Source organism: Mucilaginibacter celer, assembly GCF_003576455.2.
Lineage (GTDB): Bacteria > Bacteroidota > Bacteroidia > Sphingobacteriales > Sphingobacteriaceae > Mucilaginibacter > Mucilaginibacter celer.
This window is the reverse complement of record NZ_CP032869.1, coordinates 6281948-6308223: the sequence shown is the minus strand read 5'-3', so window position 1 is coordinate 6308223 and position 26276 is coordinate 6281948. Positions and strand designations below refer to the sequence as shown.

Genomic DNA, 26276 nt, shown 5'->3' with positions numbered 1-26276 from the left:
AAGTTGGTGTTTTTTGATTAATTTAAGCTATCAAAAGGAGACGGAAAAATGAGACAATTAGGCACAAACTGGTTTATTGAAGGTCATATTGATTTCGAACACAAAAAATATATACTGTTAAGCTACCTCCAGGAGATTAATGCCCACTTTGATAAAAGCAGGTTATATCCAAACCTTGCCGATTTGATTTTTCATTACAATAACCTCATCGAGTTTAAAAAAAATAAATCGCTGCTGCAGCAAGCCTTTCCGCAACGCCTTACCCAGGCTGATATTGAGGCGGTAAAATTAACTTATCAAAAAATAATTACCGACAACGAGAGCATGATGGAGATTGAGCAGATCATCAGTTACGCGCTTACCAAAATGGATCCGGCTATAAAAACAGGTAAGGATATTTATGATTATGTAGAAAGCCATCTCAACATCGATCCGATAGGTATTATGCCGCTGATGCCTTATCATGGCTATTTTTCGTTGCGAAACGGCAGGGAGCGCACCCATTTAATATACGAATACCAGATCACAATTTTTGAGGGTAAGGATGATAAGTACCGGGGCATAAATGTAAGCTTTGTGGATACTTATGAGCAAAGTATCACCAATACCCCGCAGGCTATTAAGCTGCACCTCATTAAGCAAAACCGGTTTATACCCAACCCAGCGGTTTATTATGTACACAGCGATATTACTTTCCCGCTTGAGCAAACACTGCTGCCCGTGGCAAAAAGGAGTTTGGTGAAGTATATTTCGAGTGCGGCGTAGGGGGAGAATTCCGGTGCTTTTTTAATTTCCACTACCCTCTCCCAGCTTGCCGTGGAGAGTTTAAAAATTGGGCTTTTAAGTTCCCCTCTTGAGAGGGCGCGCGATGGGTAGGAGCGAAAGCAGGGGTGTGTTATACGAGCGATCAGCCTTGCGTACAGTAACACACCCCTCCGCCCCTCTCAAGGGGAATCGCACAATTCCACCGCTTTTTTGTTTAAGTGACGGCCATGCCTCGCAGGGGAGTGAATCGCATAACCCCGCCGCTTTATTTAATACCCCAACAACTTCTCCATCGTCTCCTCCAACCTCGCCTTGGCCAAAAACTGATCTTCCAAGGCTTTACTCATGGGGATGGCCGTATCCAAACTGCCGCAACGCATAACGGGGGCATCCAAATATTTAAAACAATGCTCGGATAAATGAGCGGCGATTTCGGCACCGAAGCCGCTGGTTAGTGTATCTTCATGCAATATTAACGCGCGGCCTGTTTTTTTAACGCTTGCTTCAACAGCCTCTGTATCCCATGGCTGCAGGCTGCGCAGATCAATGATCTCGATGGATTTGTCGGGATATTTCTCTGCGTATTCCATCGCCCAATGCACGCCGAGGCCAAAAGTGATGATACTGGCCTGTTCACCCTCTCTTATCACATTAGCCTTGCCTATCTCAATCATCACATCATCATCGGGCACATCGCCATGCATGCCGCGGTACAGGTATTTATGCTCAAAATAAATAACCGGGTTGGGGTCATCAATTGATGCCAGCAGCAGGCCCTTGGCATCGGCCGGGAAGGCGGGGTATACAATTTTCAATCCCGGCGTTTTGGTAAACCAGGCTTCGTTACTTTGCGAGTGGAATGGCCCTGCGCCGGTACCCGCACCGGCCGGCATCCTGATTACCACATCAACCTGCTGGCCCCAGCGATAATGCGTTTTGGCCAGGTTGTTCACAATCTGGTTAAAACCGCAGCTTACAAAATCGGCAAACTGCATCTCTACTATGGCTTTGTAACCATTAAGTGCCAAACCCATGGCAGCGCCTACAATGCCCGATTCGCAAATGGGAGTGTTACGTACCCTGCCTTTACCAAATTCTTCAACAAAGCCCTGGGTAATTTTAAAGGCACCACCATATTCGGCAATATCCTGGCCCATAATTACCAGGTTATCGTGTTTGCGCATGGCGCTTTTCAGGCCATCGCTAATAGCATCAATATAACGCTTGTTGCTAACCGCTAAGGCCTGCGACTTTACCGCCGGAAAGCTGTAGGGCTTGTACATATCCCTTACCTCGGTATCCACATCGGGGATAATATCGGCTTCGGCATAGGCTTTTTCAATTTCGGTTTCGATAATTTTGCTGAATTCCTGCCTTATAACCGGGATCATATCTTTTAACAATACGCCCGAGGTGAGCAGGTATTTTTCAAAATTAGTAACCGGATCTTTAGCGGCCCACCACTGAAACAGGTTTTGAGGCACATATTTGGTGCCCGATGCCTCTTCGTGGCCGCGCATCCTGAAGGTCATGCACTCCAGCAAAACGGGGCGCGGGTTTTCGCGGATGGCTTTATTCAGTTCGGTAATGGTATTGTAAACTTCAAGTATGTTGTTGCCGTCAATACGGCGGCCTTCAATGCCGTAACCAATGGCTTTGTCAACCAGTTCGCGGCAATTATACTGTTCGGCGGTTGGGGTAGAGAGTGCGTAGCCGTTATTTTCAATTAAAAATATCACCGGCAGTTTCCATACCGAGGCAATGTTAAGCGCTTCATGAAAATCGCCCTCGCTGGTGCCACCCTCGCCGGTATAAACCAGTGTTGATTTTTTCTTTTTCGATAGCACATCGGCCAGGGCAATACCATCGGCCAGGGCCAGTTGCGGGCCGAGATGCGAGATCATACCGATAATCTTATATTCCTGCGTACCGAAGTGAAATGATCGGTCGCGCCCCTTGGTAAAGCCCGAGGGTTTTCCCTGCCACTGGGCCATCAGCCGCGAAAGTGGGATACCCCGCGATGTGAAAACACCCAGGTTGCGGTGCATGGGTAAAATATATTCATCAGCATTCATGGCCAGCGTACTGCCTACGGCTATCGCTTCCTGGCCTATGCCCGAAAACCATTTGCCTATGCGCCCCTGTCTTAACAGTATCAGCATCTTTTCTTCAACCATGCGGGGGAACAGCAGTTTTTTGTAAAACGCCAGCAAAGTTTCATTATCGAGGTTTTTCCTGTCAAAAATCATACTGTAAAACTACTGAAGTTTTCAAAACTTTGTATGTTTGGTGTTACTATCCAAAAACTATGAAACGTACCACTGTTTCCATCATTATATTGCTGTTGCTTGTTGGTTTTACCGCCAGCGCGCAGGATTTTTTTTTATTGCCACATAATTTTTACGTGCCCAAAGGTGATAAGCTAAGTCTGCACCTGTTAAGCGGCAGCGAGTTTAAACCCGAGAACGAATTTAAATTTGCCAACGCCAAAGCCACTAAGCTGATGCTGTACGAAGGATCGAAAAAAACCGATCTGTCAAAAAGCGGAAGCGCTGCCGATAGTACGTTACTTACCTGTACGCTGCAAAATCCCGGGCTGGCATTGTTTGAACTGGTGAGGGACGACGAAACAGAATCGGAACGAAATAAGTTTTTAAGAAACCTTGAAAACGAAGGCCTTGATAAAATGGCCGAAGAAGCCAAAGCCAGCAGCCAGCAGTATTTTGTTGAAAGGTTTCACCGCTACACCAAAACCCTTGTGGTGGTTGATAAAGCCAGCGGCAAGGATTTTGATAAACCGCTGGGCCAGGATTACGAAATAATTATCCAGCAAAACCCCTACAAAGCCGCATACGGAGATGACGTTACCGCCCAGGTATTGTTTAAAGGTAAGCCTTTAAAAGATGCGGTTGTAATTCAATACGTACGCACCATCAACGGCAGCATCATTCCGCAAAAACTACTAAGCGATAACAGCGGACTGGTATTTTTTAAACTAAGCCGCGAAGGCGTTTACATGATCAGCTCAACCCACGTTGAACCATCGCAGGATAAAAAAGCCGATTACGAGAGCTGGAGTACCACTTTCACTTTCGCCTTTGCCAATACCGATGATGAGCCCAATACTTACCGCGAGTTTGGGTTTGGTAGCAAGCATTGAGTTTAATTAGTAGCAGTTGCAGGTTTTTAGTGGCAGTTAACCGGTAGAGACGCATCACATGCTTCTGCCGTAGGACAAGCCACTTTGCACATCAACTTTGCTGCTCTGATTTGCATAAGGGAGACGCATGTGATGCCTCTCTATATGAAACGGCTATCTGCTTTCTGTTACAGCATTAGTAAGCTTCACAAAATCATCAACCGTTAACCTTTCAGCCCGAAGATCGAGCATGGGCTCGTCGGCCAGTTTTTCTTTATTGATGAGAGATGATATGGCATTACGCAAGGTTTTACGACGCTGGTTAAAACCGGCTTTTACAATTTGCCAGAATAGCTTTTCATCGCAATCCAGTGTTTCTTTCTCATTCCGGCTAAGCCTGATCACGGCCGAAAGTACTTTTGGCGGAGGGTTAAATACGCCGGCCTTTACAGTAAACAGGTATTCAACTTTATAATAAGCCTGCAAAAACACGCTTAGGATGCCGTACTCCTTGCTACCTGCTTTGGCTGAGCAGCGCTCGGCAACTTCTTTCTGAAACATGCCTACCACCTCAACCACCTGCTGGCGGTTATCCAATACTTTAAATAAAATCTGCGATGAAATATTGTAGGGAAAATTGCCGATGATGGCAAAATTATCACTGAAAATACTTTTAAAATCAAGCTCCAGGAAATCGGCATTGATCAGCCTTTCACCAAGTTGAGGATATTTCTTCTTCAAAAAATCGTACGATTCGGTATCGATATCTATCAGCGAAGTTTGATAGGCCTCTTTCTGCAACAAAAAATCTGATAGCACGCCCATTCCCGGCCCAACCTCAAGCACTTCAGTAAAGCGACCTTCGGGTTTCAGGCTGTCAACTATCTTAGCAGCAATGTTTTTATCTGTAAGAAAGTGTTGCCCTAAATGTTTTTTTGCCCTTACCAATGTCATTATTAATCAAATATTTGAGCAAATTAAATCATATTTGTGCTTTTATCAGGAACTATAAGCTTAAAATCTTTTATTTGCGGGATGAAAGCTTAAAGCCAAAGGCCCAAAGCCGAAAGCTTAAAACCTGGTTTGGCATAAAATTTAACAATAAATTATCGCGGTTAAAATCAATGGAATCACCCCAAAAATCGGTGAAATCATCATTTAATCGGTGAAACCACATAAAAAAATGAGCGACAAATTAAAAATAGGGATCAGCATTGGCGATGTAAACGGCATCGGTTTGGAAATAATTATTAAAACTTTGGCCGATAGCAAAATTTATGATTATTGCACGCCGATAGTTTACGGCCATACCAAGGTGGCATCATTCCACCGCAGGGCTACCCATGTTAACGAGCTCAATTTTTTGGTGATCAATGATCCCTCTCAAACTCATTTCCGCAAACCCAACATGATTAACTGCTGGGATGAGGATGTGAAGATTGAGCTGGGCCAGGTTACCGAAACCGGCGGCAAATATGCCTTTAAATCGTTGGAACGGGCCGTTTATGATTTGAAGGAAGGCTATATCGATGCCCTGGTTACCGCGCCTATCAATAAGGATAATATCCAGAACGATAAATTTAACTTCCCCGGTCATACCGAATATTTACAACAGTACGATGGCGCGGCCGAATCGCTGATGTTTTTGGTGAGCGATACATTGCGTGTTGGCGTGGTTACGGGCCACATCCCGGTATCAAAAATAGCCGAAAGCATTACCGCCGAAAAAATACTGGCCAAGCTAAAGCTGATGAACCACAGCTTGCAGAACGATTTTTGGGTGCGTAAACCAAAAATTGCCGTACTGGGCCTTAACCCGCATGCGGGCGATAACGGCCTTATCGGCAGCGAAGAAAAAGAGATCATTATCCCGGCTATTGAAGAGGCCCGTAATAATAACATCCTCGCTTTTGGCCCGTATTCGGCCGATGGCTTTTTTGCCAACGGCACTTACCTGCAGTTTGATGCCGTGCTGGCCATGTATCACGACCAGGGCCTGATCCCCTTTAAACAGATCGCCTTCGAATCGGGTGTTAACTTTACGGCGGGCTTAAACTTTGTGCGCACCTCGCCCGATCATGGTACGGCGTATGACATTGCCGGAAAAAATCAGGCTTCCGAAATCTCTTTCCGCGAAGCTTTATTCACAGCTATACATATTGTAAAACACCGCCGCGAAGGCCTTGAACTGAACGAAAACCCGCTTGCATTTAGCAAACTGAGCCGCGACCGCGACTAAAAAACAGGCTTGTAATAGCAATGTTTCAATTTAATTGCCGTTAAATTAAAACATTTGCCCTGCTTCTGCATTTTACATGTCTGAATGAGTAGTTTTCTGAGTCGTATACGTTCAATTGATGCTTTCCGCGCAGTAACAATGTTCCTGATGATATTTGTGAATGACCTGGATGGCATTCCGAATACCCCAACATGGCTAAAACACGCAGGCGAGAACGTTGACGCGCTTGGCTTGGCAGACACCATTTTTCCGGCGTTTTTGTTCATTGTGGGTTTATCCATTCCCTTTGCTTTTCAAAACAGGTTAAAACAGGGCGATAACTTCAAACTGCTGTCGCGGGTGGTAAGCCGTTCGTTCTCGCTTATCTTTATCGGCTTTTTCCACGCCAATATGGAAACATATAACGAGGCCACAACCCTGCTGCCCAAACCCGTGTGGGAAAGCCTGGTAACCTTCAGTTTCTTTTTCATTTTTTTAGATTACGGTAGGGATACCCCGCCCCTACGACGATATCTGTTACAAGGCTTCGGCATTGTGCTGCTCATTGCCATGGCCGCGCTTTATAAAACCAGCGATCCGGGCCATACCTGGCTGCACTTTACCTGGTGGGGCATTTTAGGGCTGATAGGCTGGGCTTACATGCTTTGCGCTTTGATTTATTATTACTCAGAAGGCCACCTCTGGATCCAGCTGGCGGCCTGGATGTTTTTCATGTTTTTTAACCTCGATGTACATTTCGGCTTTTTAGATTTTATCGACAAGCTGCAGGGTTATATCTGGATAGCCGGCAACGGGGCCATGCAATCGTTCACCATGGCCGGGGTATTTGTTTCGGTACTGTACATGCGCCTCAAGGCTAACAACGAAATGAAAATGCTTTGGGTGGCCATGATATTGATAGCCATTATCCTGTTTAACCTCGGCTTTATAGTGCGTTACTTTAGCGGCGGCATCTCTAAAGAACGCGACACGCCATCGTGGGTATTGATCTGTACCGGCATCAGCCTGGTGGTGTATGCCTTTTTCATTTACCTGGTTGATGTTAAAAACAAGTACGATTGGTTTAAGGTGATTGAACCCGCCGGCACCAATACTTTTACCTGCTACATCGTCCCATTCCTGTTCTATCCCATTTATGAAATGACCCGCATCGGCTACCCCGAATACTTTAGCCAGGGCATAGGCGGATTGATCAAATGCGTTATATTCGCTTTTGTGATGGTATGGCTTACCGGGTTGCTTGATAAGATCAATATCAGGTTGAAGATATAAAAGCTTATCCACTACTTCACTTTAACAAGATATTGGCCCGAAACCGCTAACAACTCGAGTTTGCCTTTCAGTTTTCGCTTAAAAGTTATTTCATCGAATAATAAAGAAACCTTGTACCTTGGGCTTTCCTTAGTGATTTGCATTAAATAAGCCGGGACATCATACGTTTGAGTAGCATATAGCTGGCTGTTTTCTTTTCGTCCAAAAGCCTTCATCTTTACCGTATCAGCAACCAATTTATTAACAATTTGAATGGGTTCGAATTGAAAAGATTCATCATTTACTTTCAAAATAAAAACTTTCTGATCAATATGGGTTTGCATAATTTTCATCCCGTTATAATTATTTATAACGCTATCAGCCGATTGATCAGTGGACAACATAAAATCATAATCTTTTACAACAGTGATGTTGTTTTTTTGATAAAGAAAATACTCATTATCGATGGCTTCTCCATGTCCCGTTGTATCCCCATAAGCGTAATATTTTTCAAAGCGATTTAAACCAAGTGTTTTTTTCGCCCATTCATATTTTGCATCGCGAAGTCCGCTCCGGTAGTAGGTGAGATCACCCTCGGCATCTTTTTTACCGGCTATTGAATCGGCTACCAGTTGCAGATTTCTTTTAAAATATGGCTGCAAAGCAACAAGGTCATATTTGTCAACAAAATAGCTTAACCTGTCAACCGCCTGGCCTCCTTGCAATTTGCTGATCTTTGTACTATCAACCGGTACCAGGTATCCGTTTTTAAAAGCGTTATGCTTTTTAAAAAAACTAACCACCATACGCCTCTGCGAATACATACTTGTGGTAAACGCGCTTTGCGGCCCGTAAATACTCAATAGGGTTAACACGGCAAGCGACATGGGAATAAGCTTAATATTCTGTTTTTTAAACAACAAAAAGTACAGCGAAATACCCAGCAGCCAAACAGCCAGCACAATTAAAAAATACCTGAACTCGGTTACGCCATAGCTAAATACCCTTGTGCCCACAGCCACAAACAGCAAACCTTGTAAAGGAATTAGTAAAAAATAAAAACTACGGGCATAGGTTTTAAGCCATTTGTTTTCGGTTTGCTCGCGGATGGGGTATACCAGCAGCAAGGATAGGATACCGAATACTGCATAACCCAGTATCAGGTTTGATACCGTGCCTTTGGGTAATTTCCATTCAATTAATATTTTAATTTCATAAGCCAGCAGGATGAATACATATACAGTTGATAGTGGAATGAGCACGTACTGTGTAAAAATTTTTAAACCTTTGGGATAGCTTTCATCTTCATCAAGCGCTTTGGTATCGATAGGCACGCCTGCCAAAAAGAATATGGTGGTAAACATCCCCGTAATCCATACCCATAAAATGAAATAAGTATCATATTCAAATTTAAAGTTAAACAGGAAGTTGGTAGCGCCTATTGCCGCCGATAAACCTGCAAACAATACCACACCGTACAACATGCTGGCTAAAATGCGTAAAAACAGCGTTTTGTTAAACTGCCAAAAGCCCTGTATATGTCCCTTGCCGGTAAAAGCCGCGAACGATACCATTAGGTGAAATGCCAAACTCAACAGAAAAAAGCGCACGTAATCAGCTTCGCGGTTGGGCGGGTCAAGAATAAAGATGATGCTGGCAGCTATTATTGCCGCGGCTATTTTTATGCCGGCCTTTTTACCGGCGCCCCAGTTTTTGCTTTGTGCGTATAGCGTGGCCGATAAGCATAACAGGAAACCCAGATTGGCGACCATGATGATGCGCATACACCAGTTTTCGGTGTTCAGGTTCAGCCGGTCGAGTTCAATTTTAACTGTTGCGGCTATGGTGCCGGTTAGGGCGAAAAGTGTTTCGAGCGGATAACGTTTTATGGTATTGCCAGCACTTTGCGCCAGGTTTTTTATGGATGGAAATTTCATTTGTATAAGGTTTGGGAGCTAATGTAGTACTTTGATTTCGGAATTCAGATGTTCGATTTCGGATTTGTTTTTGGGGATTACACCGTTTTTTTTGTCTGAACTCGAATTTGGGGGAATTATTAGAATTTATAGAATTTGCCGGGCACTCTGCTCATTTCTTAATTCTATAAATTCCGGTTCAGACATAATCCCGCCCATCCCACAAATCCAGGTTCAACATAATCGGTGTAATCAATCCTCCAATCGGTGCAATCCCAAACAAAAAATGTAAAATATATGTATTAAAAATCAATAGCATACCACCGTTAATTGCATTTAACACATTAGTGTTTATATTTGCGGTCGCAAAAAACATCATTTTATTATAATGAGAGAAATACAATTCAGAGAAGCGCTAAGAGAGGCCATGGTCGAAGAAATGCGCAGCGACGGAAATATATACCTGATGGGTGAAGAGGTTGCCGAATATAACGGCGCGTACAAAGTAAGCCAGGGCATGCTGGATGAGTTTGGCGCAAAACGTGTTATAGATACGCCTATCTCTGAATTAGGTTTCGCGGGTATAGGTATTGGCTCGGCCATGAACGGCTTACGCCCTATCATCGAGTTCATGACCTTCAACTTCTCGCTGGTAGCTATCGACCAGATCATCAACGGCGCTGCCAAAATGATGTCGATGAGCGGTGGCCAGTTTTCGGTTCCAATTGTGTTCCGTGGCCCAACCGGTAACGCGGGGATGCTTAGCTCACAGCACAGCCAGTGCTTTGAAAACTGGTATGCCAACTGCCCGGGCTTAAAAGTGGTTGTACCATCAAACCCTTACGATGCTAAAGGTTTATTAAAATCAGCTATCCTTGATCCGGATCCGGTTATTTTCATGGAATCGGAATTGATGTATGGCGATAAAGGCGAAGTACCTGAAGAAACTTACTATATACCACTGGGCAAAGCCAAAGTGGTTAAAGAAGGTACCGATGTTACTTTGGTAGGCTTTGGCAAAATTATGAAAGTGGTTGTAGCCGCTGCTGCCGAACTGGCAAAAGAAGGTATCAACGCCGAAGTGATCGACCTGCGTACCGTACGTCCTATCGATTACCCTACTGTTATCGAATCGGTTAAAAAAACAAACCGTTTGGTAATTGTTGAAGAAAGCTGGCCTTTAGGTTCTATTGCTACCGAGGTTGCCTTTAAAGTACAAAAAGACGCATTTGATTATCTTGACGCTCCTATCCTGCGTATTATGGGTGGCGACGTTCCGCTTCCTTATGCTCCTACCTTAATCCAGGAGTTTTTACCAAACCCGGAAAGGGTAATTAAAGCAGTAAAAGAAGTAATGTACGTAGCTAAGTAATTTTAGCAAACGGAAAATATAAAAAATGGCTGGTGTGCAAATACCGGCCATTTTTTGTTTGGATATTTTACAACAGGCTCTTATTGGCCTGCAGGCTGCTGTGATGAAGCCATTAATGCTATATAATCCTGGGTTTTGCGGATATTATCAAAACGCTCATCCTGGGCGATAAACTTTTTTAGGAAACCCAGGTCGAATGCTTTTTTCAGGTAGATATTTGCCTCCGTTGCCTTGTTCATTAAGGATAGCAGGCAGGCCATGTTATAATAATCGCCGGGAAGATCGCTGTTTGATGACGCCAGGAACTTTTTTTGCATGGTGCTAACCGCCAAATCGGCATTGCCGGTATAATATAGCGAAAACACGTACTCGGCAGATTGTTTAGTGCCATCAAGCGTCATCACCTCATTAAAATCCTTCAGGGCAAGGTCTTTTTGGTTTAATTTAAGATAAAGCCGTCCGCGTGTAAAAATTGGCTGCCAAAACAACGGTAATAGCGCTATTGCTGTTGTGCAGTGGCTTATACCTTTCTGGTTTTCTTTAATAATGAGTTCGTTAGCGGCCATGTTATTGTAAAAGATGGCCTGTGTTTTTTTATCGGTTTTATAAAAAGGCAAAGCCTTGTTATAATCGGCTATGGCAAGTGCGCACTCACCCGAATCGCTGTAGGCCACAGCCCTGATCCAGTATAAATGCTCGCGCTGCGGAAACAACTCAATAGCTTTATTTACATCGTTGATTGCTTTTGCCGTTTGATGCAGGTTATTCTCATTAACGGCACAATTTTCATAAAGGATGGCTAAGTTTTGTTTATCGTTGGTATGAAGCGGAATGAGATGCCGGTAATCATTAATGGCAAGCTGGTAATCGCCATGCTTTTCATAGGCCATGCCGCGGCGCCAGTACAGATCGGCGTTTGCAGGTTTTAGCTGGATGGCCATACTCAGGTCATTAATGGCATCCCAGTTTTTTTCGGTGTTTTCGCGGGCCAGGGCGCGGCTGTTATAAATTTTGGCAAGCGCTGCAAGATTATCCTGGTAAAAAAAGGTTGCCGAAGTATAATCGTCAACTGCCTGCTCATAATTGCCCTGGGCATTGTAAGCCAGCGCCCGGTGCCAGTAAGCAGGGCCGTTTTGTCCGTTGGCGCTAATGGCATTGGTAAAATATTCAATTGCTTTGGGGTAATTTTGCAGGGCAATTTCGTTTATCCCAAGGTTATCATACAAGATAGAGAGCCGCGGCTTATCGCCCGAAAAAAACAAAACGGCCTTTGAATAATCTTCTGAAGACTGGCGGATATGACCGCTTAAAAAATAGGCTGCCGCCCTGGTCCAGTAAGCATCGGCACATAAGGGGTCGGCTTTGATGGCATCGTTATCATCATCTATCGCCTCCATAAAGTTCTGAAGGTCAAGCTGGCACTGAGCCCGGCTATCGTATAATTTAGCAAGCAGATTTTTGTTATGTTTATTGGCATTGATAGCTTTCGAATAGCTTGCGATAGCTTTATCATAACTTTTAGCGTTATAAAGCGAATCGCCCATTTTTATATGATCAACGGCTTGCCCGTAAACATTAAACACACCGGGGACTAACAGACCAACAAGCAGAACCCAAAAACACTTTTTCATTAATTGCGACAGGTTATAGTATTTGAATATAAAGCATTGCTTTTAAGTTTCAAAATTACTGGTTTCTGTTTGTTTTTTAAACGCAATATTCGGGTTACTTAAGCATGGCTGCTTGTGTTTTTACAAAAAATACCTACTTTTAAAAATTAACTTTCCAGAACATGCAATACATCTACTTTAAAGCATTTAAGCCACTTTTTTTATTCATATCAGCACTTATTATAGCAGGCAGCGCAGCAGCGCAAACCCAGCCGGCAGCTACACCAACACCAGCAGTTGCCGCTGCTCCGGGCGCGCAAGCCCATATTGATAAGTTTTTTAAAGCGTACGATAAGCAAAGCACAGCGCGTGCAGTTATCGAGATTTTTAAAACCAACAAAAACATCGATTCAACCCGCCTTACAGGCCTTATTGTTAAAATAGATTCGATGCGGAGTATTATAGGCAAGTACATCGGTAAAGACCTTATTATGCAGCGCAAAGCATCAAACAGCCTGGTGCTGTACAGCTACCTGCTTAAACATGAGTTACAACCCGCCCGTATCACTTTCATGTTTTACAAACCCAAAAACGAATGGGAAATTTACCGCCTATACTTTGATGTGGATGTTGACGGCGAACTGGCAGAATCTGCCAAAGTAACGGGAAAGCCTTAGTTTGGGCTGAAAGCGGAAGGCATAAAGCTTAAAGCAATAAAAGCACAGCCTTAGTTTGAGCTGAAAGCGGAAGGCATAAAGCTTAAAGCAATAAAAGCACAGCCTTAGTTTGGGCTGAAAGCGGAAGGCATAAAGCTTAAAGCAATAAAAGCACAGCCGAAGATTGAAGCGTAAAAAGCTTTCAGCCTTCGGCTTTTGCTTTAAGCTTCAGTCATCGTACCGGTCATTACGCCATGGGTAGGCGGTGTTTGAGTAACCCCGGCCTTCCCAGAAGCCTAATTTATTTTCGGTTAAAAATTCAATACGCTTTATCCATTTGCTGCCTTTCCAGGCATAAAGCTGCGGGGTTATCATCCGCAGAGGTCCGCCGTGTTCAACAGGCAGTGGCTGGCCATCAAAGGTGTGTACCAGCAAAACATCGGGCTTCAAAGCCTCCTCTAAAGCTATATTGGTGCTGTAAGTATCATAACCATAACACATAATGTGGGTTGCATTTTCTTTTGGATGAACCAGCGCGGCCAAATCAAGCATACTAACGCCTTTCCAGTGCATATCAAATTTAGACCATGTGGTAACGCAATGAAAATCTGAAGTATCTTTGGTTTGGGGCAAATCCATAAACTGTTTCCAGGTTAACTTAACCGGGTTTTCAACGGCGCCGTCTATAGTAAGCCGCCATCTGTCTAAAGGGATATTAGGATGATAACCTAAATCAAGCACGGGCCATTTAAACGTGGCTGTTTGGCCAATAGGCAAACCGGGCATGCCGTGCCTGTTGAGTTTTCCTGATCCTTTGGGCGTATCATCAGCAACTGATGGTGTAAGCTTCATTTTTTCTTCAAAACGGGCTTTCAGCTTCATGCGGGCTTCTATAATCTTTTCAAGTTTATCCGGTGTTTCCATAGCGGCGGCGGTTTCATATAAAGTTAGGTAGAAAAGCTGAAAGCTCAAGGCTTAAAGCCGAAAGCGATAAACTTAAACCGTTTAAAAAAAAGCTACAAAACGCTTTTTGCTTTCAGCTTTCTGCTTTCCCCTCAAACTCAATCCACCAAAATATTCTCACCAAACTTTTGCGATACGGTGGTATCTTCCCTATCGTCAATTTTAATCACCAGCGAGTTATCATAGCTTATTTTTTCAATCACCTGGATACGGGTACCAATACCGATGTTCAGTTTTTGCAGGTATTGCAAAAACGGGCTGCTGGTATCGCGTACGGCGGCTACGCGGCTTAGCGAGCCGGGCTTCAGGTCAGACAGGGTTACCGAAAAAGGTTTGGGTACTTTGCCGTTTGCCTTGGGGATAGGGTCGCCGTGGGGATCGTATTCGGGGAAGCCTAAAAACTTGTCGAGCCTGTCGGCCAGGGTGGCATCGTTAATGTGTTCCAGTTCTTCGGCAATATCGTGAATTTCGTCCCAGTGATAGCCCAGTTTTTCCAGTAAAAAAACCTCCCACAGGCGGTGGCGGCGCACTATCAGTGTGGCGTCCTTAAGGCCCTGGGGGGTAAGCCTTACGCCTTTCTTTTTATCATATTCTATCAGCTGCTTTTCGGTAAGCTTACGGATCATATCAACCACCGATGCGGGGTTGTTGTTCAGGGTTTCGGAAATAGCAGTGGGGGTTATCTTAAAATCCTTGCCGTGCGATGCAAGGCGGTAAATGGCCTTTAAATAATTCTCTTCCGATAGCGTATACATCTCAGCAATAAATTTGATAAAATACAAACATAAGCAAAAGCGGGGGGCTTATTAACATTGTAATTATTTATAAACAAAACAGGCCCCCAAAACGGAAGCCTGCTGTAAGAACTTTGATTAATGGTGACCATGTCCGCCCGGACCGTGACCTGGGCCATGACCACCGTGCCAACCGCCACGACCCGGGTTGCCACCATGCCAGCCATTATCATGATGGCCGCGGTAAACAACTGTACGGCTTACATAACGGTTTTCGCCGCGCCAGTGATTAGCATAACGCACATCACGGCTGTTGCGGATAATAACCTGATCATGACGACCGCGGTAACCATAGTAGTGATCCCTGTAGTAAGCATGGCGGTACCATGGGTTACGATCGTTCACCACTACCTTATACCCGTTGTACACATTATAATTGCGATACCTCACAGGCAAATACCTGCGGTGTACCCAAACGTTATTTTCATAATATACATAGTTGTGGGCAGGCACATCATAATAAGCGTCAATATCGGGCATGTAATAATAGTTAACATAATCGTAGCCCACCGGCCCCCAATCTGGCTGGCTGCCTATATTGATTCCTAAACCAACACTAACCTGTGCCGAAGCTATTTTTGCAGTGAAGCAGCTTAGTAAAATTGCTGCCGATAAAATGATCTTTTTCATAAAGCGTGTAATAAGTTATATAGGTATGACTATGGTTTGTAATGATAGTTTAACCGTTTTCGATACCTCTTATGGCTTTTATCTCAAAACCGGTGCCATTAGCCTTAACCGCTTAGTGTAGTGGAGGCTTACTGCACCATGAAAACAAAGCCTCTTCAATACATTACCTTATTAATTAATTTAAACTTATTAACAGTTAAAAATTCTGTTTTTCTATCCGCATAAACAGAATTTTAGATTAGAAATCACTTATCTATTTATCTATGCCCTGGTCTGACAAATATTAAACTTGTATACTAAAGCATACAAAAAAAGCCGCTCCTTAATGAAGCGGCTTTTCAGATAGCCAATGATGAGCTATTTAAAATTATTGTTTTGCAGGTGCAGGTTGCTCAGCAGGTGCTTTACCGATCAAATCCATAAACTGATCAAGTTTTGGAGTGATGATAATTTGCGTACGCCTGTTTTGGGCTTTACCTGTCGGGGTTGAGTTATCGGCAATCGGATTGTACTCACCACGGCCACCCGCAGTTAAACGTTTAGGATCAACCTGGTAGGTAGTTTGCAGGGCCTGCACTACCGATGAAGCACGCAAAGCACTTAAATCCCAGTTGTTGCGGATATTTTTCTGCGAGATAGGCACATTATCGGTGTTACCTTCAATCAGCACATCGTAATTACTGTAATCCATAATGATTTTGGCAATTTTGCTTAGCGTAGCGCCTGCTTTATCCGAAATTTCGTAGCTACCCGATTTGTACAGCATATTATCAGACAGCGAAATGTAAACCACGCCTTTTAATACTTTCACATCAACATCCTGTGTTTCCTGCGGAGTTAACGAGCGGGTAAGGTTATTGGTTAACACCATATTAAGCGAATCGCTTTTGTTTTTGGCGTTAACCAGTTGCTGAATGTAGCGGTTTGAGCTGTTGATCTCATCAACCAGTTTAGAGATGTTCACGTTACCCTGGCTGCTGGAGTTTAAACATTTGTTCAAGGCATCCTGCAGGGCGGTCACATTGGCTTTCTGCTGATTGATCTGCTCTTCCAAACTTTGATTACGGCTGCGGGCTACGGCAAGAGCCTGCTCGCTGGTTTGGTATTTTACGCTCAAATCGCGCGTGCTGTTTTGTAATTGGGTGTAGTTAGCGTCCAGTTCTTTGTACTTTTTGCTGCTTACACAACTTTGGCCTAAAACTGCTACTGCAAGCAGCGCCAAAAAGGAGATCCGGTATTTCATAAAGGTAATTTTTGGTTTTTTAAATTTAACAATAAACCAGTTAACTAAGTAACGGATATAATGTATGTAAACTATGAAGAACAACAGTATACCCGCGTAAATTAACCGGAGTGTGACACTAAAGGCAAGTTCTGTGCCGATTAGCTATAAGGGCCCGCATAGCAAACTATAACGGGTTTAGCATAAAAAAAGACCGTCCTCAAAAGAGGACAGCCCTTCATAAAAACAATCAAAATACAACAATATTAAACTTAGTGACGGTGGCCATGGTCGTGATCGTCATCATGGCCGCGGCCACGGTTATCACGCACATCAACCCTGCGTACGGTTTTCTTTTCAACCCAATGGTTTTTGTATTTAACATCGCGGCTATCGCGAATCACTACCTGGTCGTGACGGCCACGGTATGAAGCGTATTTGCGCCTGTACACATCGTTACGTACCCATGGTGTGCGCTCGTTAACCACTACCTTATAGCTGCGGTAAACATCATAGCTGCCAAAGCGTGGAGGCAATACAGCGCCGTGCACCCAAACGTTGTTGTCAAAGTAAACGTACTGGTGGGCGTTGATATCGTAGTAGGCATCAATATCGGGCAGGTAATAATAATCGGCACGATCATAACCTACAGGGCCCCACTCGGGCTGGCTGCCAATGTTAATACTTAAACTGATTTGGGCACTGGCTATTTTTACGCTTAAGCTGCTTAGTAAAATGGCAGCTGTTAAAATTATCTTTTTCATGGTGTGTTATCGTTTTGTTTGTAGGTATGACAATAACAGGGCCACTAAGGTTTAGTGCAATGTGTGTTGTAACGGGTAACTAATTGGTTACAATGTTGGGTGTGTTTTTGAAGTGATTGATTTATAGTATTTTGATTGTTTTTGGTTTGTATTTGTAGTGGGTATCTAAAGAGCGATCTCTTTAGAGTTAAAGAATTACTAAGCTGCACCAGAGGTGCAATATCTTTGTAGAAAACGCATTAATGAATTTTTGCGTGCCAGAAGTACGCAACATTGTAGGCCTCTGCAGTTGTTGGTATTGTCACCACAGCTGTTCGGAAGATTTTTTAATTCCCTCCCTTGGGAGGGGTGCGGTTGGATGGCGTAGTGGCAGGGAGGGGTTTATACGGCTTGCATAGTCGATTTGCAGGGCATATAAACCCCTCCCTACACCCCCCCAAGGGAGGGAATCGCACGTTCCCCCGCTTTTTATTTCTTCCGACCACCAACAACGGCGGGGGCAACTTGTGTTCTAAAAGCGGTTTTCCGACTTACTCGTCGTCGCTATCCTTATCGGCAGCTTTTTTACCGGCCATAGCCAACACAGGTTTGCCAATAACTTTGTAAGTGCCTTCGCCTTTTAATATAGAGGCCAGCTGGGCTTTATCCTGCATGGTTTTAACCGCCTGGGCCAGCTCTTTATCATACTTAAAGTTAGTTTCGTAACGGCCCTTTTCGTAGTAGTAGCGGGATGCTATTTCGTTTTCCAGCACCTGTTTAATCTCATCTTTATGCTGAATAAGATCATTTTTTTTGCTGGCGAGGAGCTTGGCGCGCAGACCGTCGTATTCGGCCTGGATTTCGGTAAACTGCTTTTCTTTCGAGGCTTCGTCCTTCAGCTTATTCAGTATTTTTTCGGATGAAGTGGTGTAACTGTAATTTTTATCGGCCAGGTATTTTACAAAATCGTTGTACTCACCATCGCTTAGTTTAAACGAACGTGCGTCCGAAATTTTGTTGTGCTTATCATGATAAACGGTGGCATAATCAAATATTAACAACTTGCCTACTAATGCCTGGGTTACATTAGCAAATTTTTCCTGCTTAATAAATAAATCGGGGTAAATGCCGCTGCCATCATAAACCGAACGGCCGTTTTTGGTTTTAAACTCGTGGATCAGCGAATCGGCAACTTTCAGCACGCTGCCATCATCCTTACGGTGCGTATAATCAAGCTCCTGGATACAACGACCTGAGGGAATATAGTATTTGGCGATGGTTATTTTAACCAGGCTATTGTATGGCAGGTTAAAGGTTTGCTGAACCAGGCCTTTACCGTAACTTCTCTGACCGATAATAACAGCACGATCAAGATCCTGCAACGAGCCGGCCACAATTTCACTTGCCGAAGCCGAGTGGCTGTTAACCAAAACTACCAATGGTAAACCGGCTTCGAGCGGTGTGCTGATGGTACTGTAAGTGAAATTCTTTTCTTTGATTTTTCCTTTTTGTGATACGATCTCTACATCCTTCTGCACAAAAAGATTCACAATTTTAACGGCCTCCTGCAAAATACCGCCCCCGTTCGAGCGCAGATCGAGGATGATGCCGTTAGGATTTTTCTTTTTTAACTCGGTAAGCGCATTGGTAACTTCGGCAGCCGAATTTTCGAGGAATTTATCCAGTTTGATGTAGCCCATGCTCCCGTCAACCATACCAAAGTAGGATACGTTAGGCTGCTTGATCTCATCGCGGATGAGGTTTTTTTCGAAAGGCTGCGGCGTATTGTCGCGTTTGATAAGCAGTTTGATAGCAGCTCCTTTTGATCCTTTAAGCAAAGCGCTTACCTGGTCGTTATCTTTCCCGTTAAGGTCGATATCGTTTATCTTCAGGATCTGGTCGCCGGGATGTACATCACCTTTTTGAGCCGGGAAGCCGGCGAATACATCAGATACGTAAACCTTTTGGTTACGTAAAAAAATGCTGGCACCAATACCGCCGTACTGCGTGCTTACATAATGCAGTTTGTAATCCTCTATTTCCGATTCGGGAACAAACTCGGTATAAGGGTCAAGGCCATCCAGCATGGCATCAACACCGGTTTTTACCAGTTTGGCCGAATTGATATCGTCGACATAATTAACGTTTACCTCTTTATAAACCGAGGCAAACACATCCAAATTTTTAGAGATCTGAAACAGGTCGTCATTAAACGCTAATATGCCTGTAGCCAAAATGGCTATCCCGGCAAATAAACCAGCTCTTTTGTATACTTTTCTGTTCACTGTACCCTGTTTCATCATTTATCCTAAAAAAAATAAAAATACAAAAAAGCGAGCCAGTTTTTATAACCCGGGTGTCCTATTTTACAGCCTGTTGGTATCGATATTAACCAAAGCCTTTTTTAAGGTGAAAACCACATATTTACGATCGCGGTTTACCAGGTCCATCAGTTTGGTAATCAAGCTTTCTTCCTGTCCTTCGCTGTATTTTAACTGTTCGTCGGTAAGGTGGTTGTATTTGCGTTGAATTTTGATCTTTACACGTTCCCAATCCTTGTTAGTGATACTGATCTCAGCCATGTTCAATTTTATTTTCAGCAAAAATATAAAAAATACCCGTTGGGCATGTTTAAATGTTTGGCCCGGGTATTGATTATATGTTAATACGGCCAAAAAATGGGCCGGGTTATAAACCAATATAAATTAACATGGTAAAGCCGCATACAATTTTAAAGGATTAGTGCGTTAAGGGCTTTACAACTAACAAATGAAAAACATGAAAAAGTATCTATTAAGTGCGCTGATACTGATAGCAGCAAGCATCAGCGCGAAAGCACAGTTCTCATTAGGTGTTAAAGGTGGTGTCAATTTTTCAAAGATCAAATTTGACGGTGCCAGCGACAAAAATCTAACCGGCTACCAGGCGGGTTTATTTGCACGCGTGGGTAACGACCTTTATTTTCAGCCCGAGCTTTACCTGAGCGGTACCGGCGGCAAATTTGAATCGAACCAAAACAATACCGCTTTTGAAGGTAAAGTACGGTTCACTAACCTGAACGTTCCGTTATTAATCGGTAAATCATTTGGCGAGAAAGATTTGAACTTCCGTATTATGGCAGGCCCTATTTATACCTACACGCTTGATCAGAGTACAAGCCTGGGCAATAACATCAGTAATGCCGCCGACAATTTTAACAAAAGCAATTTCGGTTTCCAGGCCGGTGCCGGTGTTGATATCGGCTCCATCACTGCCGATTTACGTTACGAAGGAGGTTTGACTAAAGTAAGCGACAGCTTCGCCAAACGCCAAAACCTTTGGGCTTTGAGCGTAGGCTTTAAAATTTTCTAAATCACAGGTAGTGTGTTCGCAGTTGCGAATGCAGATTTTACAGAACAGCCCGGCAGGATAACCCACCGGGCTGTTTTTTGTAGAGACGCATCACATGCGTCTCCGGCATGCAGATCTGTTTTGCTAAGCGTTGCGCGTTAAATATGGCGGCTTGTCCTACGGTAGATGCATGTGATGCGTCTCCTATGTTTGTCATCAAATAAAAAAGGGAATAAATTAGAAATCTTAAGTGAAAAGAATGAGAGTTGGGTCGCGTCTAAACAACTTTTATAGTATGTACATGTAGAGATCAGGCCTCATTCTTTTTACCTTTTAGAGTCTGAACAGAATGTAAGGAATACAGCAGGTCTGTATATTCAGGATATCCGACCAGGAGACAAGACGAAGAAAGGTTGTTCACTTAAGAAAATACAAACCTAATAAGTGATGGCAAAAATTTTAAAACAGGTAGCAGGCATTGATGTAGCTCAAAAAGAGTTGGTAGTTTCTCTTGGACGTATGGATGATTCTATTGAACCAGATATCTATGCTTTCAAAACATTTGCCAATAAACCATCTGGGTTTTCTGCTTTAGAAGTATGGATAAAGAAACATACGGATAAACAGGTAAAGGTCCGGTTTGTAATGGAAGCAACGGGCGTTTATCACGAAAAATTAGCGTATCATCTTTCAGGCCTGGGCTATGAAGTAAGTATTGTACTTCCTAATAAGATCAACAATTATGCTAAGTCACTCGAAACAAAAACGGTCACCGACAAAACAGCATCACAGGCTATCTGCCAGTTTGGACTGGAAAAGAAGATTAGTTTATGGCAACCACCAAAAAAAATATTCAGAGACCTTAAACAATTGACACGCGAAAGGAATCAGATAATCGCAGAACGTACGGTAGCTAAAAATCAACTGCATGCAGAAAATGCAGAAGCGTTTCCCAACGAAAGAAGCATAGCCAGGCTACACCAACGCATCCGGTTATTCAATGAACAGGAAAAGGAAATTAAAGCAGACCTCGCTGAAATAATCAAAAAGGATAAGGAATTGGTTGAAAAGATAAACAATATCAGCACAATACCAGGGGTTGGGAAGCTTACAGCCATAATTACCATGGCAGAAACCAATGGCTTTAACCTGATTAAAAGTAAAAAGCAAATCGAAAGCTATGCGGGATTTGATGTAAAGGAAAAGCAATCCGGCTCATCGGTAAAAGGAAAATCCAAAATATCAAAAAGAGGGAACAGGCACTTACGTAAAGCCATGTATATGCCGGCATTAGCAGCCATCAGGCATGACGATCGGTTTAAAGCTGTATTTATTCGGCTGGTAAGTAAACACGGTATTAAGATGAAGGCAGCTGTTGCGGTACAAAGAAAGCTACTGGGGCTCATCTATATCGTTTGGAAAACTGATATTAAATATGATCCCAAATTCCTGAACAAAGTAACAGAGAACGAAAAAGTAGTTATAAATAGTTAGAGCGGTGACATCATAAGATGAACCGCCCTAATCTGGCTGGCTTGTGCCGCCTTAATAAACAAATCTAAAAATTATTTGATGTTAACACAGAATCTCTACATAAAAAATTACATCTTCATCATAGCCGGCGTTATCCTTAAATAAACCTCAAACCCAACCGGCGAACTACCATAAAGCGGTTTTAATGCCGATGGCGAAACGTTAAGCGTAGCCTGTAACCCTCCTGTTACGTTGGTGCTTTTAAAGCTGCCCAAGATCCGGTTAACACCCAGCGTTAAAGCGTTGATATTTAAATTAGGGTCGAGCGGGAGCTGTTCTTCCAGGTCGAGCTCGTGGGCGTCTTTCTGTACAAATTCATACCGGCCATAAATAGCTGTTTTATTGAGTTGGAAAGTGTTTTCGAGCAATACCGATGGTTGTGTACGCTTGTTATCCGAATAATGGTTTTGCCCGTAAACCAACGTTGTTGCCACATAGCTGTTGTTGCCCAGCATTTTGGTATGGATGGCCGATGCGGTAAACCTGTTTACGTTTTGCTGCGGTTCAGCTTCTTCCGGGCTGTGAATCCAGCCATCGGATACCTGCAGGGCCCATTCTTTGGATGGGTTACAGGATAAGCGTACCGAGTACGAATCAAACCTTGCCTTATCAAAATTATAACGGTACTCATCCGGTTCGCGGCCGGTAAATATGGAGCCCTCCAGTTTTACATTTTTAATCCTGAAACTCAAAGTGGCCACACCAAAGGTAATGTGCGTTGCATCCTGGTAATGGTGACCCAGCGGAGCATCCGGATTATTCATGGCCGAAAGCCGGTGCATAAACACCGGTGGCCCCAAAGCCGGTTCGCCGGGATAACCTACCGAAAGGGAGATGTCGGCATCTTTGGCCACGCGCTGGGTATAGGCCACGCTCAGTTCGGCAAACAAATCGTGCGGGTGTTGCTTATCAACCAGTTTATGCCCCTGGTATGATTCGCCGGTTTGATAAAGCAACGGATAGCCGCCGGCGCCCACCAAAAAAGGATCGAACGAGAACATGGTATTTACCGAAAACAAACCGCCCGAACCAACCTTGCGCTGTGTCATAAACATGAGCCAGTTGGGTACATCAAACTTGTTTTTACCGCCGCGTTTGCCGTTGTTAAACAAATCCTGGTTGTTGTAGCGGGCAAAAAAACTGCCATGTACCATACTCATCCATTTTTTACCGTGAATCATGTAGGCATACATCGGCGTTTCATCCGGCACCCATGATGTTCCGGAACCATCGCGGTTCATGGGCAAGTCGCGCGAGAACTGGCTGGTCATCATCATGTGGTGACGCATGGGGGTATCCATTTTCATATCGCCCATATCCATACCATCCATCATCATGGGTTTGGTGCTTTTCATGTTCAGGTTTTTCTTCGCGCTATCGGTCATGTTCATTTCATGGTGATGCTGGGCGAAGGTTGCCGTGCTTATCAACAGCACAGCAACCAGTAACGTATATTTCATAGCAGATATAGGGTTAAAGGTTAAACAAATTGTACTCCAGCCTGATGAGGTACATGTTTTTAGTGTTGCGCACCATATCATTATAAATAGGGGTACGGTACGAAAAATCGAGTCTGAACGTACTGTTGAATATAAACTGCACGGCAGGGGCTACGTCGAGATAGCTTTGGCCTTTGCCCGGATTGGTTTTACCCAGCAGTTCCACATACAGGTTAAGATTGGTTTGGCTGTAATCGCGGTACTTGCGCGGTAGCAGCAGGTATCCACCCGATAGGGTATAAGCAGCCGCGTTACGGGCCTGCCCATCCGGCAGGCTATAGCCTCCGCGATTATCAAACGCATGCAGATAACTCACCGAACCCGAAAGCGCCAGTTTATGCAAAAGCTGCGTAAACACAACACCGCTTTGCAAGCCACTGTTATCGCCCTCGAGGGTGATTTCCTGGTTAACTATCGGGTTGTTAATGCTCGAAACTTTGGCAAATACAGCCCCCCTAAAGTGCTGCTGTACGGTATCGACAGATAAAAACCTAAATTTGGCGTACACACTGCCGCCTTCGAAATGCTGCCCGCTGCTGTAGTAGTTTGAAGTGTACAACGAGCCATGCACCATTACCGACCGGCTAAGGCCATACATTCCCTCAAACGTGCTGCGGTTTTTAAAATCGGGTTTAAAGTAGCCCTGGTTTTCAAGGCGCAGGCCTAACGAGTTGGTGGCCATATTGCTGGCAGGCTCGGTATTTACATACAGTTCCTGCGCGAATAAAGGGCAGGCTATAGCTATAAGGCAAACAGCCAATAAGATCTTCTTCATAAAAAATAAAATTTAAATGAAGAGGCTTAGATAGCTAAATGATAAACCCTGCCACTTGCAGGTGTAGCGTCGGTAACCTGGCTCAGGTATTTTTTGGATACTGATTTTGGTGCGAAACCGTTATCAACCACGGTTACATTAACATCGCCGGTAAATGATTTATCGCCGGCATTAAGCAGGTGATAGGTATCGCCGCCGTAGGTAAACTTGCTTTCGGCCACTTTGGTGTTGGCAAAATTGTAGGTAGCTTTTAAACTGTTAACCGAAAAGCCTGAACCCTGTACTTTTTTGCTGATCTGCTCGAAGTTTACCGGAACATCATTTTTAAAAGTGATGATATAGGTATTACGGATCAGATCGGTTTTAATTTCGCCTACAAAGGGTAATGTGCGCAGGGCTTTTTCGGTTGATTTGGCGCAAAGGGCGCAGGTTAAACCGCTAACCTGTAATTCGGCTTTAGTAAATTGGGCTTTTGCCGCGGTTACCGACAGGGCGAATATGATGACAAATATTTTTAGAGCTTTCATGTTGATCTTTTTTAATTAACTGTTTGAGAATAAACTGTGGATAAGGTTTATCGGGGTTAAACAATTAAAAGATCAGATACGGAAGATGCAATTTTTAATAAAGGTGGCGATGCTTTGCACGGGAGGATCGGGCGGGCCGCGATCATAAAATTTTTCGGAAACCGACGATGGCAATGCCGGGAAAAGGCTATCTAACGACAGATTTGGCAATTCAAAGCCAAACACTTTAGCAAGGAACGAGGTTGCTTCGGCCTGGTGAGCGTCTTTCACCTTTACCTCAACCTGCTTGTCCTTGCAGCATTTCATTTTGCCTTCGGCCTTATCCATGCCGCAGTTAACCGCCGGCGAATCAATTTTCACCGAGGCCACATAATCGCCGCAGATATGAAAGTTTAGCGCAAAACCCAATACCGTAACTGTGTACAGCATAGTAAGTAATATTGCGCCGGTCCTTTTTACCATAAAACAAAAGTAAGGGATTAACTTGTTGATTGCAAGTTGTTTTTAAGGGAGATGGAAAGATTGAATTAACAAAGGTTAGAATCGCATATACGGAAATACATTACAAACAAAAAATCCCTGGCGTAAAGCCTGGGACTTTCAAAACTATTAACTGATCTTATTAGAATTTTACTGAGCCTGCTGTTTAGCCTGCTCTTTCATTTTATCATTAGCCACAATAGTAATTTCTACGCGGCGGTTTTGAGCGCGACCATCAGCTGTGGTATTATCGGCAATAGGCTCGCTTTCGCCTTTACCGGTAACTGTCATACGTGATGAAGCTACGTTGCCGGCCATTAAATATGATTTAACCGCGTCGGCACGTTTTACCGATAGTGTTTGGTTGTAGGTATCCGAACCGGTGTTATCAGTATGACCAATGATGGTAATATTGGTTTCCGGATTTTTTTGCAATGAAGCCGCAAGATTTTGCAGGTTGGTTTGCGCTGCTGCTTTCAGATCCGATTTATCGGTATCGAACAAAATGCCCGAATCAAATTTTACCAAAATACCTTCGCCTTCGCGGGTTACGGTAGCACCTGGTACGGTTTGCTTAATTTCGGCGGCCTGCCTGTCCATATTACGGCCAATAAAAGCGCCGGCGGTACCGCCAACGGCACCACCAATAATAGCACCTAAGGCGGTGTTACCTGCGGCTTTACCAATAAAAGCACCTACAGTACCACCCGCGCCCGCGCCAATTGCCGCTCCTTTTTGTGTTTTTGTTAGCGAATTACATCCCGAGCCTAATAATCCCACGGTAGCCAGTGCTACACCCAGGGTAGCTATTTTTATCTTTAACGTTCTCATT

At 43.9% G+C, this 26276-nt stretch carries 24 protein-coding genes; 8 read left to right on the top strand and 16 right to left on the bottom strand.

The annotated features are described in order from the left end of the window. The first annotated feature begins 48 nt into the window (after positions 1 to 48). Positions 49 to 765: a hypothetical protein gene (locus HYN43_RS26285; protein ID WP_119406840.1), complete on the top strand. Its 717-nt coding sequence runs from the start codon at positions 49 to 51 to the stop codon at positions 763 to 765. Positions 766 to 1034: 269 nt separating this feature from the next. On the opposite strand, the gene HYN43_RS26280 is transcribed toward HYN43_RS26285, so the two are convergent. After that, positions 1035 to 3014, bottom strand: coding sequence for an alpha-ketoacid dehydrogenase subunit alpha/beta (locus HYN43_RS26280; protein WP_119406839.1), 1980 nt, complete (start codon positions 3012 to 3014; stop codon positions 1035 to 1037). Between the two features lie 59 nt (positions 3015 to 3073). Between HYN43_RS26280 and HYN43_RS26275 the strand changes: the two genes are divergently transcribed. After that, positions 3074 to 3925 (top strand): DUF4198 domain-containing protein, encoded by an 852-nt coding sequence (locus HYN43_RS26275; RefSeq protein ID WP_119406838.1) that lies wholly within the window; start codon positions 3074 to 3076, stop codon positions 3923 to 3925. Positions 3926 to 4078: 153 nt separating this feature from the next. Here HYN43_RS26275 and rsmA read toward each other — a convergent pair whose 3' ends face one another. Further along, positions 4079 to 4858 carry a 16S rRNA (adenine(1518)-N(6)/adenine(1519)-N(6))-dimethyltransferase RsmA gene (gene rsmA, locus HYN43_RS26270; protein ID WP_119406837.1) on the bottom strand — a complete coding sequence of 260 codons (780 nt, stop codon included), beginning with the start codon at positions 4856 to 4858 and terminating at the stop codon, positions 4079 to 4081. A 229-nt stretch (positions 4859 to 5087) separates the two neighbouring features. Between rsmA and pdxA the strand changes: the two genes are divergently transcribed. Together pdxA and HYN43_RS26255 are read left to right on the top strand one after the other, a co-directional pair. Further along, the gene (pdxA, locus tag HYN43_RS26260) at positions 5088 to 6143 is read left to right on the top strand and encodes a 4-hydroxythreonine-4-phosphate dehydrogenase PdxA (RefSeq protein ID WP_119406835.1); all 1056 of its coding nucleotides are present in this window, start codon (positions 5088 to 5090) and stop codon (positions 6141 to 6143) included. Positions 6144 to 6227: 84 nt separating this feature from the next. Next, positions 6228 to 7415 carry a DUF5009 domain-containing protein gene (locus HYN43_RS26255; RefSeq protein ID WP_162996635.1) on the top strand — a complete coding sequence of 396 codons (1188 nt, stop codon included), beginning with the start codon at positions 6228 to 6230 and terminating at the stop codon, positions 7413 to 7415. Between the two features lie 11 nt (positions 7416 to 7426). Here the strand turns inward: HYN43_RS26255 and HYN43_RS26250 are convergent, their stop codons facing one another. After that, complete coding sequence (locus tag HYN43_RS26250; RefSeq protein WP_119406833.1) at positions 7427 to 9331, bottom strand: DUF4153 domain-containing protein; 1905 nt, start codon at positions 9329 to 9331, stop codon at positions 7427 to 7429. Positions 9332 to 9698: 367 nt separating this feature from the next. Here HYN43_RS26250 and HYN43_RS26240 point away from each other — a divergent pair, with 367 nt between their 5' ends. After that, positions 9699 to 10682 carry a pyruvate dehydrogenase complex E1 component subunit beta gene (locus HYN43_RS26240; protein WP_119406831.1) on the top strand — a complete coding sequence of 328 codons (984 nt, stop codon included), beginning with the start codon at positions 9699 to 9701 and terminating at the stop codon, positions 10680 to 10682. A gap of 80 nt (positions 10683 to 10762) precedes the next feature. On the opposite strand, the gene HYN43_RS26235 is transcribed toward HYN43_RS26240, so the two are convergent. Beyond that, positions 10763 to 12313, bottom strand: coding sequence for a tetratricopeptide repeat protein (locus HYN43_RS26235; protein WP_119406830.1), 1551 nt, complete (start codon positions 12311 to 12313; stop codon positions 10763 to 10765). Between the two features lie 161 nt (positions 12314 to 12474). Here HYN43_RS26235 and HYN43_RS26230 point away from each other — a divergent pair, with 161 nt between their 5' ends. Further along, positions 12475 to 12969: a hypothetical protein gene (locus tag HYN43_RS26230; protein WP_119406829.1), complete on the top strand. Its 495-nt coding sequence runs from the start codon at positions 12475 to 12477 to the stop codon at positions 12967 to 12969. A 207-nt stretch (positions 12970 to 13176) separates the two neighbouring features. On the opposite strand, the gene HYN43_RS26225 is transcribed toward HYN43_RS26230, so the two are convergent. From HYN43_RS26225 to HYN43_RS26195, 7 genes are all read right to left on the bottom strand, one after another. Then, positions 13177 to 13872 carry a molybdopterin-dependent oxidoreductase gene (locus tag HYN43_RS26225; RefSeq protein WP_119409132.1) on the bottom strand — a complete coding sequence of 232 codons (696 nt, stop codon included), beginning with the start codon at positions 13870 to 13872 and terminating at the stop codon, positions 13177 to 13179. Between the two features lie 137 nt (positions 13873 to 14009). Next, positions 14010 to 14666: a metal-dependent transcriptional regulator gene (locus HYN43_RS26220; RefSeq protein WP_119409131.1), complete on the bottom strand. Its 657-nt coding sequence runs from the start codon at positions 14664 to 14666 to the stop codon at positions 14010 to 14012. A gap of 117 nt (positions 14667 to 14783) precedes the next feature. Next, on the bottom strand, positions 14784 to 15335 hold the full coding sequence (locus tag HYN43_RS26215; RefSeq protein ID WP_205589830.1) for a hypothetical protein: 552 nt from the start codon (positions 15333 to 15335) through the stop codon (positions 14784 to 14786). Positions 15336 to 15702: 367 nt separating this feature from the next. Continuing rightward, the gene (locus tag HYN43_RS26210; protein ID WP_119409130.1) at positions 15703 to 16578 is read right to left on the bottom strand and encodes an OmpA/MotB family protein; all 876 of its coding nucleotides are present in this window, start codon (positions 16576 to 16578) and stop codon (positions 15703 to 15705) included. Positions 16579 to 16829: 251 nt separating this feature from the next. After that, positions 16830 to 17321: a hypothetical protein gene (locus HYN43_RS26205; RefSeq protein ID WP_119406828.1), complete on the bottom strand. Its 492-nt coding sequence runs from the start codon at positions 17319 to 17321 to the stop codon at positions 16830 to 16832. Positions 17322 to 17851: 530 nt separating this feature from the next. Next, the gene (locus HYN43_RS26200; RefSeq protein ID WP_342633819.1) at positions 17852 to 19585 is read right to left on the bottom strand and encodes a S41 family peptidase; all 1734 of its coding nucleotides are present in this window, start codon (positions 19583 to 19585) and stop codon (positions 17852 to 17854) included. 81 nt (positions 19586 to 19666) lie between these two features. Next, positions 19667 to 19882, bottom strand: coding sequence for a hypothetical protein (locus HYN43_RS26195; RefSeq protein ID WP_090532134.1), 216 nt, complete (start codon positions 19880 to 19882; stop codon positions 19667 to 19669). A 196-nt stretch (positions 19883 to 20078) separates the two neighbouring features. On the opposite strand from HYN43_RS26195, the gene HYN43_RS26190 reads away from it, so the two are divergent. Both HYN43_RS26190 and HYN43_RS26185 read left to right on the top strand, forming a co-directional pair. Further along, positions 20079 to 20651 carry a porin family protein gene (locus HYN43_RS26190; RefSeq protein WP_119409128.1) on the top strand — a complete coding sequence of 191 codons (573 nt, stop codon included), beginning with the start codon at positions 20079 to 20081 and terminating at the stop codon, positions 20649 to 20651. A gap of 426 nt (positions 20652 to 21077) precedes the next feature. Beyond that, positions 21078 to 22124, top strand: coding sequence for an IS110 family RNA-guided transposase (locus HYN43_RS26185; protein ID WP_119406621.1), 1047 nt, complete (start codon positions 21078 to 21080; stop codon positions 22122 to 22124). Positions 22125 to 22231: 107 nt separating this feature from the next. Here the strand turns inward: HYN43_RS26185 and HYN43_RS26180 are convergent, their stop codons facing one another. From HYN43_RS26180 to HYN43_RS26160, 5 genes are all read right to left on the bottom strand, one after another. Then, positions 22232 to 23623 carry a hypothetical protein gene (locus tag HYN43_RS26180; RefSeq protein ID WP_119406827.1) on the bottom strand — a complete coding sequence of 464 codons (1392 nt, stop codon included), beginning with the start codon at positions 23621 to 23623 and terminating at the stop codon, positions 22232 to 22234. 13 nt (positions 23624 to 23636) lie between these two features. Next, positions 23637 to 24437, bottom strand: coding sequence for a hypothetical protein (locus HYN43_RS26175; RefSeq protein WP_119406826.1), 801 nt, complete (start codon positions 24435 to 24437; stop codon positions 23637 to 23639). Positions 24438 to 24463: 26 nt separating this feature from the next. Next, positions 24464 to 24964: a heavy-metal-associated domain-containing protein gene (locus HYN43_RS26170; protein ID WP_119406825.1), complete on the bottom strand. Its 501-nt coding sequence runs from the start codon at positions 24962 to 24964 to the stop codon at positions 24464 to 24466. Between the two features lie 72 nt (positions 24965 to 25036). Beyond that, positions 25037 to 25426 (bottom strand): HYC_CC_PP family protein, encoded by a 390-nt coding sequence (locus tag HYN43_RS26165; RefSeq protein ID WP_119406824.1) that lies wholly within the window; start codon positions 25424 to 25426, stop codon positions 25037 to 25039. A 168-nt stretch (positions 25427 to 25594) separates the two neighbouring features. Next, entirely contained in the window at positions 25595 to 26275 is a 681-nt protein-coding gene (locus HYN43_RS26160; RefSeq protein WP_119406823.1) for a YiaD family glycine zipper/OmpA-like lipoprotein, read from the bottom strand. Position 26276 lies beyond the last annotated feature (1 nt).